Origin of the sequence: Paracoccus sp. TOH, assembly GCF_030388245.1 — a bacterium.
GTDB classification, from domain to species: domain Bacteria; phylum Pseudomonadota; class Alphaproteobacteria; order Rhodobacterales; family Rhodobacteraceae; genus Paracoccus; species Paracoccus simplex.
Window position 1 is genome coordinate 1,476,850 of sequence record NZ_CP098360.1, and the last position, 17,061, is coordinate 1,493,910.

18 protein-coding genes are annotated in these 17,061 nt (G+C 67.7%); 12 read left to right on the plus strand and 6 right to left on the minus strand.

Translation table 11 applies throughout. The annotated features are described in order from the left end of the window. The first annotated feature begins 22 nt into the window (after nt 1-22). Both NBE95_RS07370 and bfr read left to right on the plus strand, forming a co-directional pair. Nucleotides 23-313, plus strand: coding sequence for a (2Fe-2S)-binding protein (locus NBE95_RS07370; RefSeq protein WP_289893266.1), 291 nt, complete (start codon nt 23-25; stop codon nt 311-313). Continuing rightward, entirely contained in the window at nt 261-746 is a 486-nt protein-coding gene (gene bfr, locus NBE95_RS07375; protein WP_289893267.1) for a bacterioferritin, read from the plus strand. The genes NBE95_RS07370 and bfr overlap by 53 nt, the downstream gene beginning before the upstream one ends. Before the next feature lie 51 nt (nt 747-797). Here bfr and NBE95_RS07380 read toward each other — a convergent pair whose 3' ends face one another. Continuing rightward, complete coding sequence (locus NBE95_RS07380) at nt 798-1,475, minus strand: HAD-IA family hydrolase (RefSeq protein ID WP_289893268.1); 678 nt, start codon at nt 1,473-1,475, stop codon at nt 798-800. A gap of 104 nt (nt 1,476-1,579) precedes the next feature. On the opposite strand from NBE95_RS07380, the gene glmU reads away from it, so the two are divergent. Continuing rightward, complete coding sequence (gene glmU, locus NBE95_RS07385) at nt 1,580-2,920, plus strand: bifunctional UDP-N-acetylglucosamine diphosphorylase/glucosamine-1-phosphate N-acetyltransferase GlmU (protein ID WP_289893269.1); 1,341 nt, start codon at nt 1,580-1,582, stop codon at nt 2,918-2,920. A 3-nt stretch (nt 2,921-2,923) separates the two neighbouring features. Beyond that, nucleotides 2,924-4,741, plus strand: coding sequence for a glutamine--fructose-6-phosphate transaminase (isomerizing) (glmS, locus tag NBE95_RS07390; protein WP_289893270.1), 1,818 nt, complete (start codon nt 2,924-2,926; stop codon nt 4,739-4,741). 12 nt (nt 4,742-4,753) lie between these two features. Here the strand turns inward: glmS and NBE95_RS07395 are convergent, their stop codons facing one another. The 3 genes from NBE95_RS07395 to NBE95_RS07405 all read right to left on the minus strand — a co-directional run bounded on the left by NBE95_RS07395 (nt 4,754) and on the right by NBE95_RS07405 (nt 8,394). Continuing rightward, complete coding sequence (locus tag NBE95_RS07395; protein ID WP_289893271.1) at nt 4,754-5,773, minus strand: GlxA family transcriptional regulator; 1,020 nt, start codon at nt 5,771-5,773, stop codon at nt 4,754-4,756. A 61-nt stretch (nt 5,774-5,834) separates the two neighbouring features. Beyond that, a complete protein-coding gene (locus tag NBE95_RS07400) occupies nt 5,835-7,397 on the minus strand; it encodes a BCCT family transporter (protein WP_289893272.1) in 1,563 nt (520 codons plus the stop codon). 85 nt (nt 7,398-7,482) lie between these two features. Continuing rightward, nucleotides 7,483-8,394, minus strand: a complete 912-nt coding sequence (locus NBE95_RS07405) for a bifunctional 5,10-methylenetetrahydrofolate dehydrogenase/5,10-methenyltetrahydrofolate cyclohydrolase (RefSeq protein WP_289893273.1) — start codon at nt 8,392-8,394, stop codon at nt 7,483-7,485. A gap of 418 nt (nt 8,395-8,812) precedes the next feature. Between NBE95_RS07405 and NBE95_RS07410 the strand changes: the two genes are divergently transcribed. After that, the gene (locus NBE95_RS07410; protein ID WP_289893274.1) at nt 8,813-9,523 is read left to right on the plus strand and encodes a DNA alkylation repair protein; all 711 of its coding nucleotides are present in this window, start codon (nt 8,813-8,815) and stop codon (nt 9,521-9,523) included. Here NBE95_RS07410 and NBE95_RS07415 read toward each other — a convergent pair. Then, nucleotides 9,511-10,059, minus strand: coding sequence for a hypothetical protein (locus tag NBE95_RS07415; RefSeq protein WP_289893275.1), 549 nt, complete (start codon nt 10,057-10,059; stop codon nt 9,511-9,513). The two genes, NBE95_RS07410 and NBE95_RS07415, sit on opposite strands and share 13 nt — an antisense overlap. Nucleotides 10,060-10,183: 124 nt before the next feature. Here NBE95_RS07415 and moaA point away from each other — a divergent pair, with 124 nt between their 5' ends. Beyond that, the gene (gene moaA, locus NBE95_RS07420) at nt 10,184-11,218 is read left to right on the plus strand and encodes a GTP 3',8-cyclase MoaA (protein ID WP_289893276.1); all 1,035 of its coding nucleotides are present in this window, start codon (nt 10,184-10,186) and stop codon (nt 11,216-11,218) included. On the opposite strand, the gene NBE95_RS07425 is transcribed toward moaA, so the two are convergent. Next, nucleotides 11,215-11,568 carry a GFA family protein gene (locus tag NBE95_RS07425; protein WP_289893277.1) on the minus strand — a complete coding sequence of 118 codons (354 nt, stop codon included), beginning with the start codon at nt 11,566-11,568 and terminating at the stop codon, nt 11,215-11,217. The genes moaA and NBE95_RS07425 overlap by 4 nt on opposite strands. A 149-nt stretch (nt 11,569-11,717) precedes the next feature. Here NBE95_RS07425 and uvrA point away from each other — a divergent pair, with 149 nt between their 5' ends. The 6 genes from uvrA to NBE95_RS07455 all read left to right on the plus strand — a co-directional run bounded on the left by uvrA (nt 11,718) and on the right by NBE95_RS07455 (nt 17,060). After that, nucleotides 11,718-14,576 carry an excinuclease ABC subunit UvrA gene (gene uvrA / locus NBE95_RS07430; protein WP_289893278.1) on the plus strand — a complete coding sequence of 953 codons (2,859 nt, stop codon included), beginning with the start codon at nt 11,718-11,720 and terminating at the stop codon, nt 14,574-14,576. Then, nucleotides 14,573-14,941: a DUF4260 domain-containing protein gene (locus NBE95_RS07435; RefSeq protein WP_289893279.1), complete on the plus strand. Its 369-nt coding sequence runs from the start codon at nt 14,573-14,575 to the stop codon at nt 14,939-14,941. The genes uvrA and NBE95_RS07435 overlap by 4 nt, the downstream gene beginning before the upstream one ends. A 182-nt stretch (nt 14,942-15,123) precedes the next feature. Then, complete coding sequence (locus NBE95_RS07440) at nt 15,124-15,489, plus strand: NADH-quinone oxidoreductase subunit A (RefSeq protein ID WP_019352138.1); 366 nt, start codon at nt 15,124-15,126, stop codon at nt 15,487-15,489. Then, complete coding sequence (locus NBE95_RS07445; protein WP_289893280.1) at nt 15,480-16,013, plus strand: NADH-quinone oxidoreductase subunit B; 534 nt, start codon at nt 15,480-15,482, stop codon at nt 16,011-16,013. Before NBE95_RS07440 ends, NBE95_RS07445 begins: the two co-directional genes overlap by 10 nt. Before the next feature lie 4 nt (nt 16,014-16,017). Beyond that, nucleotides 16,018-16,632 carry an NADH-quinone oxidoreductase subunit C gene (locus tag NBE95_RS07450; protein ID WP_019351787.1) on the plus strand — a complete coding sequence of 205 codons (615 nt, stop codon included), beginning with the start codon at nt 16,018-16,020 and terminating at the stop codon, nt 16,630-16,632. Continuing rightward, nucleotides 16,629-17,060 carry a thioesterase family protein gene (locus tag NBE95_RS07455; protein ID WP_289893281.1) on the plus strand — a complete coding sequence of 144 codons (432 nt, stop codon included), beginning with the start codon at nt 16,629-16,631 and terminating at the stop codon, nt 17,058-17,060. The genes NBE95_RS07450 and NBE95_RS07455 overlap by 4 nt, the downstream gene beginning before the upstream one ends. The last annotated feature ends 1 nt before the right edge of the window (nt 17,061 follow it).

Below are 17,061 nucleotides of genomic sequence, written 5' to 3' on the forward strand. Positions count from 1 at the left end.
TTGGGGCAATCAAGGTGAGCCCATGATCGTCTGCCATTGCACCCAGATTTCCGACCATGACATCCGAGCCGCCGTCGACTGGATGCGGGCCGCCGATCCCGAGACGATCATCACCCCCGGCAAGATCTATCACGCGCTTGGCAAGCGCGCGGATTGCGGCGGCTGTATGCCCTTGTTTCTGGACACCATGCGCGGATGCGATAATCTGGCGGTGCCTCCCATCCTGAGAGGATTGAGAGCCAACCGTACAGGGGTGAGCCATGAAGGGCGACGCAAAGGTCATCGACTATCTCAACGCAGCGCTACGGTCTGAACTGACCGCCGTCAGCCAATATTGGCTGCATTACCGTCTTCAGGAAGACTGGGGCTACGGCAAGGTCGCCGACAAGTCCCGGGCCGAATCGATCGAGGAAATGCATCACGCGGATCGGCTGATCCAGCGAATCATCTTCCTGGAAGGGCATCCGAACCTGCAGAAGCTGGATCCGCTGCGGATCGGCCAGAATCTCAAGGAAACGCTGGAATCCGATCTGGCGGCCGAATACGACGCCCGCAGCCTGTATATCGAGGCGCGGGAATATTGCGACAAGGTCGGCGATTACGTCAGCCGCAGCCTGTTCGATTCGCTGCTGGCGGATGAGGAAGGCCATATCGACTTCCTCGAAACCCAACTGGGTCTTTACGAGCAGATCGGCGCGCAGAACTACGGCCAGCTCAACGCCAAATCGGCGGACCAGGCCGAGTAACCGGCGGAGCATCTCGCGCATGGGGGGCCGCCGGCCCCCCTTGAAACGCTTTCAGCCCGCCAGCCATTCCTCGGCCAGTTCCGGCAGGTCGTCGTAATGCCGCAGCATCGCCTCGGGCGCCAGCCGGGCCAGTCCTGCCCCCTCGGGGCCGAAGGCCACCAGCGCCACCCTGACCCCCGCCGCAGTCGCGGTCTTGCGGTCGGTTTCCGTATCCCCCACCAGGAACGAACGCCCCAGCGCGCCGCCGGCGCCCTGCACCGCCGCCTGATAAGGCCGGGGATCGGGTTTGCGCACCGGCAGCGTATCGGCGCCGATCATCGCCGCGAAACGGTCGCGGATGCCGAGTTCGCGCAGCAGCGTTTCGGCCAGGGCGGCGGGCTTGTTGGTGCAGACCGCCAGCTGGTGGCCGGCATCGGCCAGCCGGTCCAGCGCCGCCTCGGCCCCCGGATAAAGCCGGGTGTGGATGGCGATGGCCTGACCGTAATGGCCCAGCAGGCGGGGATAATCCTCGTCCTCGGCGCCGGGGGGCAGGATGGTGTCGCCGGGCAGCCGCGCATAGCCGGCGCGCAGCATGGCCCGGCCGCCGTGAAAGGCGATCAGCGCGTCCTCGACGGGGTCCAGCAGCGCGCCCAGGCCGCGGGCATGGAAGCAGGCATTGGCCGCCGCGATGAGATCGCCCGAGGTATCGGCCAGCGTGCCGTCCAGATCGAAGACCACCGTTCCCGCCATGCTGTAACCTTCCGTCAAGATGTTTGATCCGCGGGGGCCTTTCCCCACCGCCGCCCTCTAGGTAGAACGCCCGGCAAGGATAAGGAACAGGCAAGAGGGCAGAGATGACCGAGAAACCCGTCGCGCTGATCGTGCTGGCCGCCGGACAGGGCAGCCGGATGCAGTCCGACCTGCCCAAGGTGCTGCATCGGCTGGGCGGCGTGCCGCTGGTCGGACACGCGCTCGCCACCGGCCGCCTGCTGGAGCCCGAGGCGGTGATCGTCGTCGCTGGCCATGGCGCCGAGGCGGTCGGCAAGGCGGTCGCCAAGCTCGACCCCGAGGCGCGCATCGCCCTGCAGGAGGAGCAGCTCGGCACCGCCCATGCCGTGCGCCAGGCCCTGCCGCTGCTGGACGGTTTCGAGGGCCGGGTGATCGTGCTTTACGGCGACACCCCCTTCATCGGCGAGGAGACGCTGGCCAATCTCGCCAGCCATGCCGCCGATGTGGTGGTGCTGGGCTTCGAGGCCGCCGATCCCGGCCGCTACGGCCGGCTGGTCACCGGACCCGAGGGGCTGGAGCGCATCGTCGAATACAAGGATGCCGACGCGGCGATCCGGGCGATCCGGCTGGTCAATTCCGGCGTGCTGGCGGCGGATGCGGCCTTGCTGCGCGAATTCCTGCCGCGGATCGGCAACCGCAATGCGGCCGGCGAATACTATCTGACCGACATTCCCGAACTGGCCCGCGCCGCCGGCCACCGCGTCGAGGTGGTGACCTGCGACGAGGCCGAGACGCTGGGCATCAACACCCGCGCCGAACTGGCGCAGGCCGAGGCCGCCTTCCAGGCCCGCGCCCGCGCCCGGGCGCTGGAGGATGGCGTGACGCTGTCCGATCCGGCGACGGTCTGGTTCGCGCTCGACACCTGCATCGGCCGCGATGCGGTGATCGGCCAGAACGTGGTCTTCGGCCCCGGCGTGACCGTCGAAAGCGGCGCCGAGATCCTGCCTTTCTGCCATCTCGAGGGCTGCCATGTCAGCGCCGGCGCCACGGTCGGCCCCTTCGCCCGGCTGCGCCCCGGCGCCGAACTGGGCGGCGACGTGCATGTCGGCAATTTCGTCGAGATCAAGAACAGCGTGCTGGACGAGGGCGTCAAGGTCGGCCACCTGACCTATCTGGGCGATGCCCATATCGGCGAAGCCACGAATATCGGCGCCGGCACCATCACCTGCAATTACGACGGCGTCGGCAAGCACCGGACCGAGATCGGTCCGCATGCCTTCATCGGTTCGGACACCATGCTGGTGGCGCCGGTGCGGGTGGGGGCGCGGGCGATGACCGGCTCGGGCTCGGTGATCACCGAGGATGTGCCCGACGATGCGCTGGCGCTGGGGCGCGCCAAGCAGGTGACCAAGCCCGGCCTTGCCACGCGGCTGATGCAGGTGCTGCGCCAGAAGAAGGGGAACTGAGCCATGTGCGGCATCATCGGAATCCTGGGCGATCACGAGGTTTCCCCGCAACTGGTCGAGGCGCTGAAGCGGCTGGAATATCGCGGCTATGACAGCGCCGGGGTGGCGACGGTGGATGCCTCGGGGCGGCTGGACCGGCGCCGGGCGGTGGGCAAGCTGGTGAACCTGTCCGACCGGCTGGTGCATGAGCCGCTGGCCGGCCATGCCGGCATCGGCCATACCCGCTGGGCCACCCATGGCGCCGCGACCGAGGCCAATGCCCATCCGCATCGCCGCGGCCCGGTGGCCGTGGTCCATAACGGCATCATCGAGAATTTCCGCGAGCTGCGCGACGAGGTGCTGGCGCTTGGCATGCAGCCGGAATCGCAGACCGATACCGAGACCGTGGCGCTGCTGACCGCCTGGCACATGGACCAGGGCCAAGGTCCGGTCGAGGCGGCGCGGGCGACGCTGGCGCGGCTGCACGGCGCCTTCGCCCTGGCCTTCCTGTTCGAGGGCGAGCCCGACCTGATGATCGCGGCGCGCAAGGGCAGCCCGCTGGCGGTGGGCCATGGCAAGGACGAGATGTTCATCGGCTCGGACGCGGTGGCCTTGGCGCCGTTCACCGACCGGATCACCTATCTGGAGGACGGCGACCACGCCGTCATCCGCCGCGCGGGCGCCGAGATCTTCGATGCCGAGGGCCGTCCGGCCAATCGCGAGATCCAGCAGATCGACGTCGGCGCCACCCAGATCGACAAGGGCGGCTATCGGCATTTCATGGCCAAGGAGATCGCGGAACAACCGGTTGTTTTGGGCGATGCGCTGAACCACTACATCAAGGGCGATCGCATCGTGCTGCCCGAGGCGCTGGATTTCCGCGAGGTGGACCGCCTGACGCTGGTCGGCTGCGGCACCGCCTTTTATGCCGCGCATGTGGCGCGCTATTGGTTCGAGAGCCTTGCCGGCCTGCCCTGCGACCTGGATGTGGCCTCCGAGTTCCGCTATCGCGAACCGCCCCTGTCGCCGCAAAGCTGGGCGATCTTCGTCAGCCAGTCGGGCGAGACGGCGGACACGCTGGCGGCGCTGCATTATGCCCGGGGCAAGGTGGCGCGCACGGTCGGGGTGGTGAATGTCGGCACCTCGGCCATCGCCCGGGATGCCGATATCGCCCTGCCGACTTTGGCCGGGATCGAGGTCGGCGTGGCTTCCTCGAAGGCCTTCACCTGCCAGTTGGCGGTGCTGGCGGTGCTGGCGCTGAAGGCGGCGCGGGATCGCGGCCGGCTCTCGGAGGCCGAGCTGGCGGGGCATCTCGCCGACCTGCGCAGCCTGCCGGGGCTGCTGAACCAGGCGCTGGCGGTGGGCGACGAATGCCGCCGCCTGGCCGGCTGGCTTTCCGAGGCGCAGGACGTGCTGTATCTGGGCCGCGGCGCGCTTTACCCGGTGGCGCTGGAGGGCGCGCTGAAGCTCAAGGAGCTGAGCTATATCCATGCCGAAGGCTATGCCTCGGGCGAACTGAAGCATGGCCCGATCGCGCTGATCGACCGCAACGTGCCGGTGGTGGTGCTGGCACCGCGCGACGGGCTGTTCGACAAGACCGTCTCGAACATGCAGGAGGTCATGGCGCGGCACGGCCAGGTGCTGCTGATCTCGGATGCCGAGGGGCTGGCGACCGGCGGCCATGGCGTGCGGGCCGGCCTGGCGATGCCGGCGGGCGGCGGGCTGTTCCAGCCGATCCTTTACGCGGTGCCGATGCAGTACCTGGCCTATTTCGCGGCGGTGGCCAAGGGCACCGACGTGGACCAGCCGCGCAATCTGGCGAAATCGGTGACGGTGGAGTAGCGGGCTCTCCCCCTACCGGCCGGCGGCTTCCCTTTGCCGATAGGGTGTGCTGCCGAAGGTTGCGCGGTAGCATTTTGAGAAATGGGCGGTGCTTGCGAAGCCGCAGGCGAGAGCGATCTCGATCATGCTCATCTCGGTCTGGACCAGCAGGTGGCGGGCGCGCTCCAGGCGCAGCTCCATGTAATAGCGCTTGGGCGAGCGGCCGAGATGGCGGGCGAAGAGCCGTTCGAGCTGGCGCGGCGACAGCCCGGCCTCGGCGGCCAGCAGCGCCGGGCTGATCGGGTCCTCGATATGCGCCTCCATCCGGGCCAGCACCTGGGCCAGCCGCGGGTGGCGGGCGGCGATGCGGGCGGGCGCGGCCAGGCGCTGGTCGTCCTGCTCGGAGCGGATGGCGGTGTGGATCATCTGGTCGGCCACCCGCCCGGCCAGGTCCTGGCCGTGGTCGCGGGCGATCTGGCGCAGCATCAGGTCGATGGCGGCGGTGCCGCCGGCGGCGGTCAGGCGGTTTCCGTCCTCGACGAAGACGGTGCGGATCAGGGTGGCGTCGGGGAATTTCTCGGCGAAACCGTCCTGGTTTTCCCAATGGATGGTGCAGCGGCGGCCGTGAAGCAGCCCGGCCTCGGCCAGCACCCAGGCCCCGGTGCACAGCGCGCCGATGCGGGTGCCGCGCCGGGCCTCGCGCCGGAGCCAGGCCAGCACCGGGCGGGTGGCGGCGCGGGTGATGTCGAGCCCGCCGCAGACCAGCACGGTATCGCCGCGCGCGGTGTCGGCAAGCCCGCCGTCAAGCATGACGCGGGCGCCGTTCGAGCAGGCGGCGGCGCCCTGTTCTGCGGCCTGTTCTCCGGCCTGTTCGCCCACCAGCCGCCAGTCGTAGAGCGTCCGTCCGGCCAGGCGGTTGGCCAGCCGCAGCGGCTCGATCGCCGCGGCGAAGGAGACCAGGGTGAAACGGTCCAGAAGCAGGAAGACATAGCGCTGCACAGCCGGCGCGGCAGGCGGTGGGGGCGGGGCGGGGGAAGGGGAGGCGGCGGACATTTCTGCACCAGGGTTGGGACGCGCTGCGCCGGTAGGTCGGAGCGGCACGTCCGGAAGCGGTTCAGCGTGGCCGTTCCTTCAGCCCGCCGGTATGCGGGTCGATCTCCTCGAAATGGCCATGCACCTCGATATCGTCCAGTAGCCCCTTCCAGAGCGAGCCGCAAAGTCCCACCATCACCACCAGGAAGGGCGCGGCCACGATGATCGAGGCGGTCTGCAACCCGTCCAGCCCGCCCATCACCAGCAGCACCGAGGCCGAGGCACCGGCCAGCAGCCCCCAGAGCACGACGATGCCGGCGCGCGGATGCGTGGTGCCATGGCAGGACAACATGCCCATGACCACCGAGGCGGCATCGGCGCCCGAGACGAAGAAGATCGCCACCAGGAACATCGCCACCACCGAGGTCAGCCCGGCCAGCGGATATTGCTCGAGCAGCGCGAAAAGCGAGACCGGGGCGCCCTGCTGGGCAATCGCCTCGACCAGGCCGCCGGGGCCGCTGAGTTCCGAGAACAGCGCGCTGCCGCCCATGACGGTGAACCAGACGAAGGTCACGGCGCTGGGGATCATCAGCACGCCCACGACGAATTCGCGGATGGTGCGGCCGCGCGAGATGCGGGCGATGAACACGCCGACAAAGGGCGCCCAGGAAATCCACCAGGCCCAGTAGAAGATCGTCCAGCTGGCCAGCCATTTGCTGTCGCTGAAGGCCGAGGTGCGGAACGACATCGACACCAGGTCGCCGAAGTAATAGCCCAGCGACTCGATCAGCGTGTCGAGGATGAAAACCGTCGGGCCGAGCAGCGCCAGGAACAGCAGCAGCAGCACCGCCACCACCATGTTCATGTTGCTGAGGAACTGCACGCCCTTGCCGACGCCCGAGACCGCCGACAGGATGAACAGCACCGACAGCACGGCGATGATGCCAAGCGCGATGCTGGGCGATTCCCCGGTCTGCCACAGGTAGTTCATGCCGCTGTTGATCTGCTGCGCCCCCAGTCCCAGCGAGGTGGCGGTGCCGAACAGCGTGGCGATGATCGCCAGCACGTCGATGGTGCGGCCGATGGGCCCGTGCACGCGGTCGCCCAGAAGCGGGTGGAAAGCGCTGGAAACCAGCGTCGGCAGGTCGCGGCGATAGCTGAAATAGGCCATGGCCAGCCCGGCCATCGCATAGATCGCCCAAGGATGCAGCGCCCAGTGGAAATAGGCGTATTGCATGGCGACCAGCGCGGCGTCCCTGGTCTGCGGCTCGGCCAGGCCGTGCGGCGGGGTGCCGAAATGGCTGATCGGCTCGGCGACGCCCCAGAACATCAGCCCGATGCCCATGCCGACGCTGAACATCATGCAGACCCAGGACCGGGTCGAGAATTCGGGCTTCTCGTCGTCATGGCCCAGCTTGATGCGGCCGAAGCGGCTGAAGGCCAGGAACAGGGCAAAGGCCAGGAAAAAGGCCGTGGAAATGACAAAACTCCATCCGAAGACCCGGATGATCCAATTCAATGTGGCCGTGGCGATGGCGGCCAGGCTGTCGGGGGCGAAAACGCCCCACATCACGAACCCCCCGGCAATGGCGATGGCAGGCCAGAAGACGCCGGTGTTGATTCCCCTCTCGGGTGTTGTCTGCATATGCGATCTCCTCCGCAGTCTCCTCCAAGACTCGTCAATGCTTCCGACGCTGTCGGCGGAAGCCCGTCCGGCTTGCGGCCGCGGCTCAGGGGCCGCGCAGGGTGGCCGGCGGCAGCCAGCCGGACGCGACCTGGCGCTTGTGCGCGGTCAGCGCATTGCGCATCAGCATGGCCACCGTCACCGGACCCACGCCGCCGGGGACCGGGGTGATCCAGCCCGCCACCTCGCGCACCCTGTCGGTGTCGACGTCGCCGAGGATCCGCAGCGTGCCGTCCGGCGCGCTGACCTGGTTGATGCCGATGTCGATGACCGCGGCGCCCGGCTTGATCATGTCCGGCCCGATCAGATGCGGCTTGCCCACCGCGACGACCACCACGTCGGCGCGCCGCGAATGCATGGCGACGGAACGGGTCATGTGGTGGCAGACGGTGACGGTGGCGCCCTCGGCCATCAGCAGGAAGGCGGCGGGCTTGCCGACGATCTCGGAATGGCCGATCATCACCACCTCGAGGCCGCGCAGGTTCAGCCCGGTCTCGCGCACCAGCTCCACCGCCGCCGCGGCGGTGCAGGGCGCCAGCGCCACATCGTTATAGACGATGTTGCCGATCGAGGCGGGGTTCATCCCCTCGACATCCTTCAGCGGATGGATCGCCGATTGCAGCGAGCGGACATGGATGTGCGCCGGCACCGGCCGCTGCAGGATGATGCCCAGCACCTCGGCATCGTCGTTCAGCGCCGCGATCCGGCGCTTGCATTCCTCTTGGGTGATGTCGGCGGGCCAGAGCTGTCGCTCGAAGGGCAGGCCGACCCGTTCGGCGCCGCGGGCCTGGTTGCGGACATAGACCTCGATCTCGGGCGAGGGACCGATCGAGACCGACAGCAGCCGGCCGACCGGGCGGATCGCCCTTTCGCGTTCCAGCTCGGCGCGCAGTTCGGTCAGGATGCGGGCCTGCACGGCCCGGCCGTCGATGAGGCGGTGATCGTGGCGATTGGTCATGAAGCGGGTTTCTTCCTGATCCTGATCTGGCTCTGGTTCGGCGGCTGCGAACAGCCATTCGGCTCAGGCGACGCCTTCCGGCACGAGGATGGGATAAGCGCGCGGCGGCGCAGTGCACTCAACCGACGTTTTGGGGAACAAAAGCGTCGTCATGCGACGTCGTGGGATCGGTCGGGCGGAATGTTCGCCGGTTTCTCCGGCATCGTCCGGGCGCTGCGCTGGCCAGTGGCAGGGCGGTGGCTGGTTGTCCCGGGCGGTTGGCCGGCCAGGCTGCGCGCGCCGCGCATTTCGATGCGCTGGCCCGAGGTATCCTCCCTTGCGCGATTCCTTGCCGCTTGTCACCGCAAGGCGTATGGATCGCGGCCGGCGCGCCATCCGGTCGCCGCGTGGCGCTTAGAGAATCGAGGGCACGAGACAGATGCGGGAACTGGACGAGTTGAAGGCGCGCGGCGATGCCGTCAAGGCGGCCGAGATGGCGGCCTATCACAAGGCGCCGCGGGTCTATCCGGGTGTTTCGGTGCCCGAGATCGACACGCTCGCCCGTGCCTGGCGCGAGGGCAGGGAAGTGCCGGCGCGGGTCGATCTGGCGCGGCGGCTCTGGGACAGCGACGTGCATGAGGCGCGGATCGCGGCGGCGAAGCTGCTGACCCAGGCCCGCATCCGGCCGGACGAGCCGGTCTGGCGGCTGATCGCCGGCTGGGTGCCGCAATTCGACGGCTGGGCAATCGCCGATCACGCCATGAAGGCCGGCGAGCGGCGGTTGCTGGCGGAACCTGCGCGACTCGACGAAGTGGCGCTGTGGCTGGATCATCCCAGCCTGTGGGTGCGGCGCGCCGCCCTGGTCGGAACCCTGCCCTGGACCCGCATCCGCAATCCCAAGCCGCAGGATCTGGCGCGGCGCGAACGGGTGCTGTCCTGGCTTGAACGGCTGGCCGATGACCGCGAATGGTTCATCCAGAAGGCCGTCGGCAGTTGGCTGCGCGACCTGTCCAAGCACGATCCGCAGCGCGTCCGCGACTGGCTGGCGGCGCATGGGCCGCGGCTGAAGCCCTTTGCCCGGCGCGAGGCGGGACGATGGCTGCCCGAGAACCGCAAGGATGCGCCCGGCAACGGCGATCAGCTGCCATAGACCTCGATGGTGGGCAGGTCGGTCAGGCTGACGCCGATCAGCTGCAGCGCCGGCAGAGAGACCTGGCTGCCGGCGCTGGCCGGGCCGCCCATCGGGATCAGCCGCACCTTGGCGGATTTGCCGTTCGCCGGGTTCACGATCCGGCCCTCCGATTCGGATTTTGCCAGCGGCGTCTTGATCCAGAAGCCCGGCTGCGACGGATCCCCCAGCGAGGCGATGGTGGTGCCGAGCCGGCGTTCGCCGCTGGCCGGCGCGGTGGCCGCCGCGGCCTTCTGCTCGCGCGTCGTGGTGTCGAATTCCGCCGCGGTGCGGGCCGCGGGCATGGGGGGCGGGGCGGTGCTGAGCGTCTTGCCCGGCGTACGCGGCGCCGTGCCGGTCAGGACCGGGCCCGAGATCACCGGCTGGCCGGTCGCGGGGTCGATCATGCCCTCCATCACCCGGCCGGCGGGCGCGTCCCCTGTCTGCGGGTTCTGGGTGCAGGCGGCCAGCGCCAGCAGCGCCAGCGCGCCCGGAAGGCGCAGGATCGGCTTGATCATTGGCGGTTCCCCTCGTCGTCCGCATGGTGGTCGGGGTCGAGGCTAGACCCGTCGGCGCCCGCCTGTCCACCCGAGCTTCCATTCGTGGTTACGACAGGATTAACGGATCGGCCGGCTTGTGCCGATGCCGGCCCCGCTCTATCTTTGCGGCATGGACGCGCAGGCCCCGCTGATAGACCCCTTTGCCAGGCCGATCACCTATCTTCGGGTATCGGTGACGGATCGCTGCGATTTTCGCTGCACCTATTGCATGGCCGAGCATATGCAGTTCCTGCCGAAGCGCGACCTGCTGACGCTGGAGGAGCTGGATCGGCTGTGCTCTGCCTTCATCGGCCTGGGGGTGCGCAAGCTGCGCGTCACCGGCGGCGAGCCCCTGGTGCGGCGCAACATCATGGAATTCTTCCGCGCCATGTCCCGGCATCTGGGCACCGGCCTGGACGGATTGACGCTGACCACCAATGGCAGCCAGCTGGCGCGATTCGCCGATGAACTGGCCGATTGCGGCGTGCGGCGGGTCAATGTCTCGCTGGATACGCTGGACGAGGAGCGTTTCGCCCGGATCACCCGCTGGGGCAGATTGCCGCAGGTCTTGCAGGGCATCGAAGCCGCCAAGGCTGCCGGCATGCGGGTCAAGATCAATGCCGTGGCGCTGAAGGGCTTCAACGAGGACGAGCTGTTCCGCCTGACCGACTGGTGCGCGGCGAATGGCCATGACCTGACCTTCATCGAGGTCATGCCCATGGGCGAGATGGGTGAGGAGCAGCGGCTGGACCAGTATTGGGCGCTGTCCGACCTGCGCGCCCGGCTTGCGGAACGCTTTACCCTGACGCCGCTGGCCGAGCGCACCGGCGGGCCGGCGCGCTATGTCCGGCTTGAGGAGACCGGGCAGAAAATCGGCTTCATCACGCCGCTGACGCATAATTTCTGCGAAAGCTGCAACCGGGTGCGCGTCACCTGCACGGGCGAGCTGTTCATGTGCCTGGGGCAGGAGGACCGCGCCGACCTGCGCGCGCCGCTGCGCGCCGGCCCGGATGACGCGCCCCTGCGCGCCGCCATCCGCGACGCCATCACCCGCAAGCCCAAGGGCCATGATTTCGACTATTCCCGCCGGCATGTCGCCGGCCAGGTCAGCCGCTTCATGAGCCATACCGGCGGCTAGTAGCTGGCCCCGTCCACCGCCTGGCTGGCCAGCCCGCGCGGATCGACCCCTTCCAGGCAATTCACGTTCACCGCCACCATCTCGGCCCCGTCCGGCCCGGTGCCGAAAGCATAGGATTCCACGCCGCAGGTCGGGCAGAAGCGGTGATGGATCTGCTTGCGGTTGAACAGGTATTCCGTCACCGGCCCGTCGCTGGTCAGGTGGAAATCCGCCCTGGGCACGAAGGCCAGCACGAAGCCCAGCCGCTGGCAGCGCGAACAGTTGCAGGTGAAGGTCTGGTCCAGATCGGCATCCACCTCATAGGCGACGCTGCCGCATTGGCAGCTGCCCTTGTAATGCTGTCGGGTCATTTCGCACCTCCGATTTCGCGATTCGGCCCGCATGGTGGGGCAGGGCGGCCGGGGTCGCAAGCAGAAATGTTCCCGAGTTGTTCCGTTCCGGGTTGCCATTTCGCCGCAGATGCCTATCTCATGCGCTTGGCGGAATCAGGACTGGCGCGATGGAACAGAAGTTCATCGAGGTTCGCGGCGCGCGCGAGCACAATCTGAAGAACGTGGACATGGACATTCCCCGCGACCAGCTGGTGGTGATCACCGGCCTGTCCGGCTCGGGCAAGTCCAGCCTCGCCTTCGACACCATCTATGCCGAGGGGCAGAGGCGCTATGTCGAAAGCCTGTCGGCCTATGCCCGGCAGTTCCTCGACATGATGGGCAAGCCGGACGTGGACCATATCACCGGCCTGTCGCCGGCGATTTCCATCGAGCAGAAGACCACCTCGAAGAACCCGCGCTCGACCGTCGGCACGGTGACCGAGATCTATGACTATCTGCGGCTCTTGTTCGCCCGCGCCGGCACGCCCTATTCGCCGGCGACCGGCCTACCCATCGAGGCGCAGCAGGTGCAGGACATGGTGGACCGGGTGATGGAGCTGCCCGAGGGCACGCGCGCCTATCTTCTGGCGCCCATCGTCCGCGACCGCAAGGGCGAATACAAAAAGGAATTCCTGGAGCTGCGCAAGCAGGGCTTCCAGCGCGTCAAGGTCAACGGCCAGTTCCACGAACTGGACGAACCACCGGTTCTGGACAAGAAATTCCGCCACAATATCGACGTGGTGGTGGACCGCATCGTCGTGCGCGAGGGCATGGAGACGCGGCTGGCCGACAGTTTCCGCACCGCGCTGGACCTGGCCGACGGTATCGCGGTGCTTGAAACCGCGCCGGCCGAGGGGGAGCCCGAACGCATCACCTTCAGCGAGAATTTCGCCTGCCCGGTCAGCGGCTTCACCATCCCCGAGATCGAGCCGCGGCTGTTTTCCTTTAACGCGCCCTTCGGCGCCTGCCCGGTCTGCGACGGGCTGGGGGTCGAGCTGTTCTTCGACGAGCGGCTGGTGGTGCCCGATTCGGCGCTGTCGGTGGCGCAGGGGGCCGTCGCGCCTTGGGCCAAGTCGAAATCGGCCTATCTGACCCAGACCATCAACGCGCTGGCCAAGTTCTATGGCTTCGACAAGAAGACGCCGTGGAAGGATCTGCCGGAATCGGTGCGGCAGATGTTCCTGCGCGGCTCGGGCCAGGACGAGATCCCGTTCCGCTTCGACGATGCCGGCCGGGTCTACGAGGTCACCCGCCAGTTCGAGGGCGTGATCCCGAACATGGAACGCCGCCTGCGCGAAAGCGACTCGGCCTGGGTGCGCGAGGAGTTCGAGAAATACCAGAACAACCGTCCCTGCGGCGCCTGCGAGGGCTACCGGCTGAAGCCCGAGGCGCTGGCGGTCAAGATCGCGGATACCCATATCGGCCAGGTCACCGAGCTGTCGATCCGCGAGGCGCTGGCCTGGGTCGAGGCCGCGCCCGCCCGTCTGACCAAGCAGAAGAACGAGATCGCCGCCGCGATCCTCAAGGAGATCCGCGAACGACTGGGCTTCCTGGTGAACGTGGGTCTGGATTACCTGACGCTGTCCCGCGCCGCGGGCACGCTGTCAGGTGGCGAAAGCCAGCGGATTCGCCTCGCCAGCCAGATCGGCTCGGGCCTGACCGGGGTGCTTTACGTTTTGGACGAGCCCTCGATCGGTCTGCACCAGCGCGACAACGACCGGCTGCTTTCGACGCTGAAAGGGTTGCGCGACCAGGGCAATTCGGTCGTGGTGGTCGAGCATGACGAGGATGCGATCCGCCATGCCGATTACGTCTTCGACATGGGGCCGGGCGCCGGCGTGCATGGCGGCCAGGTGGTCGCCCGCGGCACCCCGGCCGAGATCGCCGCCGATCCCTGCAGCCTGACGGGGCAATACCTGTCCGGCGCGCGCGAAATCGCGGTGCCCGCGCAGCGCCGCAAGGGCAATGGCAAGGCGATCAAGGTGGTCGGCGCCACCGGCAACAACCTCAAGGACGTCACCGCCGAGTTTCCCTTGGGCAAGTTCGTCTGCGTGACCGGCGTCTCGGGCGGCGGCAAATCCACGCTGACGATCGAGACCCTGTTCAAGACCGCCAGCCTGCGGCTGAACGGCGCCCGCCAGACGCCTGCGCCCTGCGAGACGATCAAGGGCCTGGAATTGCTGGACAAGGTCATCGACATCGACCAGCGGCCCATCGGGCGGACGCCGCGATCGAACCCCGCAACCTATACCGGCGCCTACACGCATATCCGCGACTGGTATGCCGGCCTGCCCGAGTCGAAGGCGCGCGGCTACAAGCCCGGCCGCTTCAGCTTCAACGTCAAGGGCGGCCGCTGCGAGGCCTGCCAGGGCGACGGCGTCATCAAGATCGAGATGCATTTCCTGCCCGACGTTTACGTCACCTGCGAGACCTGCAAGGGCAAGCGCTACAACCGCGAGACGCTCGAGGTGCAGTTCAAGGGCAAGTCCATCGCCGACGTGCTGGACATGACCGTCGAGGATGCGCAGGAATTCTTCAAGGCCGTGCCCTCGATCCGCGACAAGATGGACGCGCTGGTCGAGGTGGGCCTGGGCTATATCAAGGTCGGCCAGCAGGCCACGACGCTTTCGGGCGGCGAGGCGCAGCGGGTCAAGCTGTCCAAGGAACTGTCGCGCCGCGCGACCGGCAAGACGCTGTATATCCTGGACGAGCCGACCACCGGGCTGCATTTCGAAGATGTGCGCAAGCTGCTGGAAGTGCTGCATTCCCTGGTCGACCAGGGCAATACGGTGGTGGTGATCGAGCATAACCTTGATGTCATCAAGACCGCCGACTGGATCATCGACATCGGCCCCGAGGGCGGTGACGGCGGCGGCCGCATCGTCGCCACCGGCACCCCCGAGGCCGTGGCCGGGGTCGAGGCAAGCCATACCGGCCGCTATCTGGCGCCGCTGCTCGGCGCCGCGCGCAGCCGGGCGGCGGAATGAGTCCGATCCTCTGGCAGCGGCTGGAAGGCGCGGGGCTGGGGCTTGGCGGGCTGCTGGTCGCGGCGCTCGCCTCTCCCGGCTGGGGGGCGCTGGTCTGGCTGGCGATTCTGCTGGCGCCCGACCTGTCGATGCTGGGCTATCTGGCCGGACGGCGGATCGGCGCCGCGCTTTACAACCTGGTCCATCTCTATGCGCTGCCCTTCCTGATGGCGGCGGCCGGGGTGGCGCTGGGATCGACGGGGCTGATCGCCGGCGGCGGGCTGTGGCTGGCCCATATCGGCATCGACCGGGCGCTGGGATATGGGCTGAAACGGCCTACGGGCTTTCGCAATACGCATCTGGGTCGCATCGGCCGCGAAAGCTGAGTAAAGTACCTAGAAAGTCCGGTCCTGAAAGCTGTGCTTTTGTCGCCTCCCCGGCCTTGCAAAGGCAGTATGACGCGGGGTCCGACCGTTGACCATACCGGCGACCGGGGCTAAACGGGCGTCAGCCAAACCCATCGCGGGGCGCCAGTCGGGTTCCTGCGAGCGAAAGGGAGCCCAACCCAGTGGAATATCTGCTGCAAGAATACCTGCCGATCCTGGTTTTTCTGGGGATGGCCTCGGGCCTTGCCATCGTGCTGATTCTGGCCGCGGCGGTCCTGGCGGTCCGCAACCCGGATCCGGAAAAGGTCAGCGCCTATGAATGCGGCTTCAACGCCTTCGACGACGCCCGGATGAAGTTCGACGTGCGCTTCTACCTGGTGTCGATCCTGTTCATCATCTTCGACCTCGAGGTGGCCTTCCTGTTCCCCTGGGCGGTCAGCTTCGGCAGCCTGACGGACGTGGCCTTCTGGGGCATGATATTGTTCCTGGGGGTCCTGACCGTGGGCTTTGCCTATGAATGGAAGAAGGGGGCGCTGGAATGGGCGTGATGACCGGCCCGAACACCGCGGGCGCCGACCGTGATTTCGCCACGGCCGAGCTGAACCGCGAGCTGCAGGACAAGGGCTTCCTGCTGACCACGACCGAGGACATCATCAACTGGGCCCGCAACGGCAGCCTGCACTGGATGACCTTCGGCCTGGCCTGCTGCGCGGTCGAGATGATGCAGACCTCGATGCCGCGTTACGACCTCGAGCGTTTCGGCACCGCGCCGCGCGCCAGCCCGCGCCAGTCCGACCTGATGATCGTCGCCGGCACGCTGACCAACAAGATGGCGCCCGCCCTGCGCAAGGTCTATGACCAGATGCCCGAGCCGCGCTATGTCATCAGCATGGGAAGCTGCGCCAATGGCGGCGGCTATTACCATTATTCCTATTCGGTGGTGCGCGGCTGCGACCGCATCGTGCCGGTGGACATCTACGTTCCCGGCTGCCCCCCGACCGCCGAGGCGCTGCTCTACGGCATCCTGCAACTTCAGCGCCGCATCCGGCGCACCGGCACGCTGGTGAGGTAAGGCCATGTCCGACGACACCCTGCTGGAACTGGCCGAGCACATCACCCTGCGCCGCGAAAGCGACGTGATCTCGACCCGGGTCACCTTTGGCGAGCTGACGGTGAATGCCACGCTGTCCGGCGTGATCGGCCTGATCGAGTTCCTGCGCAACGATCCGAACTGCCGCTTTTCGACGCTGATCGACATCACCGCCGTCGACAATCCGGCCCGGCCGGCGCGCTTCGACCTGGTCTATCACCTGCTGTCGATGTACCAGAACCAGCGCATCCGCGTGAAGGTCCAGGTGCGCGAGGACGAGCTGGTCCCCAGCCTGACCGGCATCTTCCCCGGCGCCGACTGGTACGAGCGCGAGGTGTTCGACCTGTTCGGCATCCTGTTCTCGGGTCACCCGGACCTGCGCCGCATCGTGACCGATTACGGTTTCCGCGGCTATCCGCTGCGCAAGGATTTCCCGACCACCGGCTATGTCGAGGTGCGCTGGAACGATGTCGAGAAGCGCGTGGTCTACGAGCCGGTGAAGCTGGTGCAGGAATACCGCCAGTTCGATTTCCTGTCGCCGTGGGAGGGTGCGAAATACGTGCTGCCCGGCGACGAGAAAGCCCCGGAGGCGAAGAAGTGAAACCCGGCCTGACCCCCGGCGCCCGCGCCCGCTTCAGCATGACGGTTGCCGAGGACGATACCGTGCGGGCGCTGTTCGCGGATCGCGGCGCGTTTCCGCAGATGCCGGCGGTCTTCGCCACGGCCAAGATGGTCGGGCTGATGGAATGGGCCTGCGTCGAGCAGTTGCGCCCCTATTACGCGGAAGGCGAGGATTCGCTGGGCGTGCATGTGGACGTGGACCATACCGCCCCGACCCTGCCCGGCCAGGCGGTCACCGTCGAGACCGAGGTCGAGGAGATCGACGGGCGCTTCATCTGGTTCAAGGTCGTGGCCCATGACGGCATCGACCGCATCGGCGCCGGCCGGCACCGCCGCGCGCTGATCACTACCGCGAAATTCAACGACCGGCTGGCCGCCAAGCGCGCCATGGCCGGGCTGGAGGGATGAC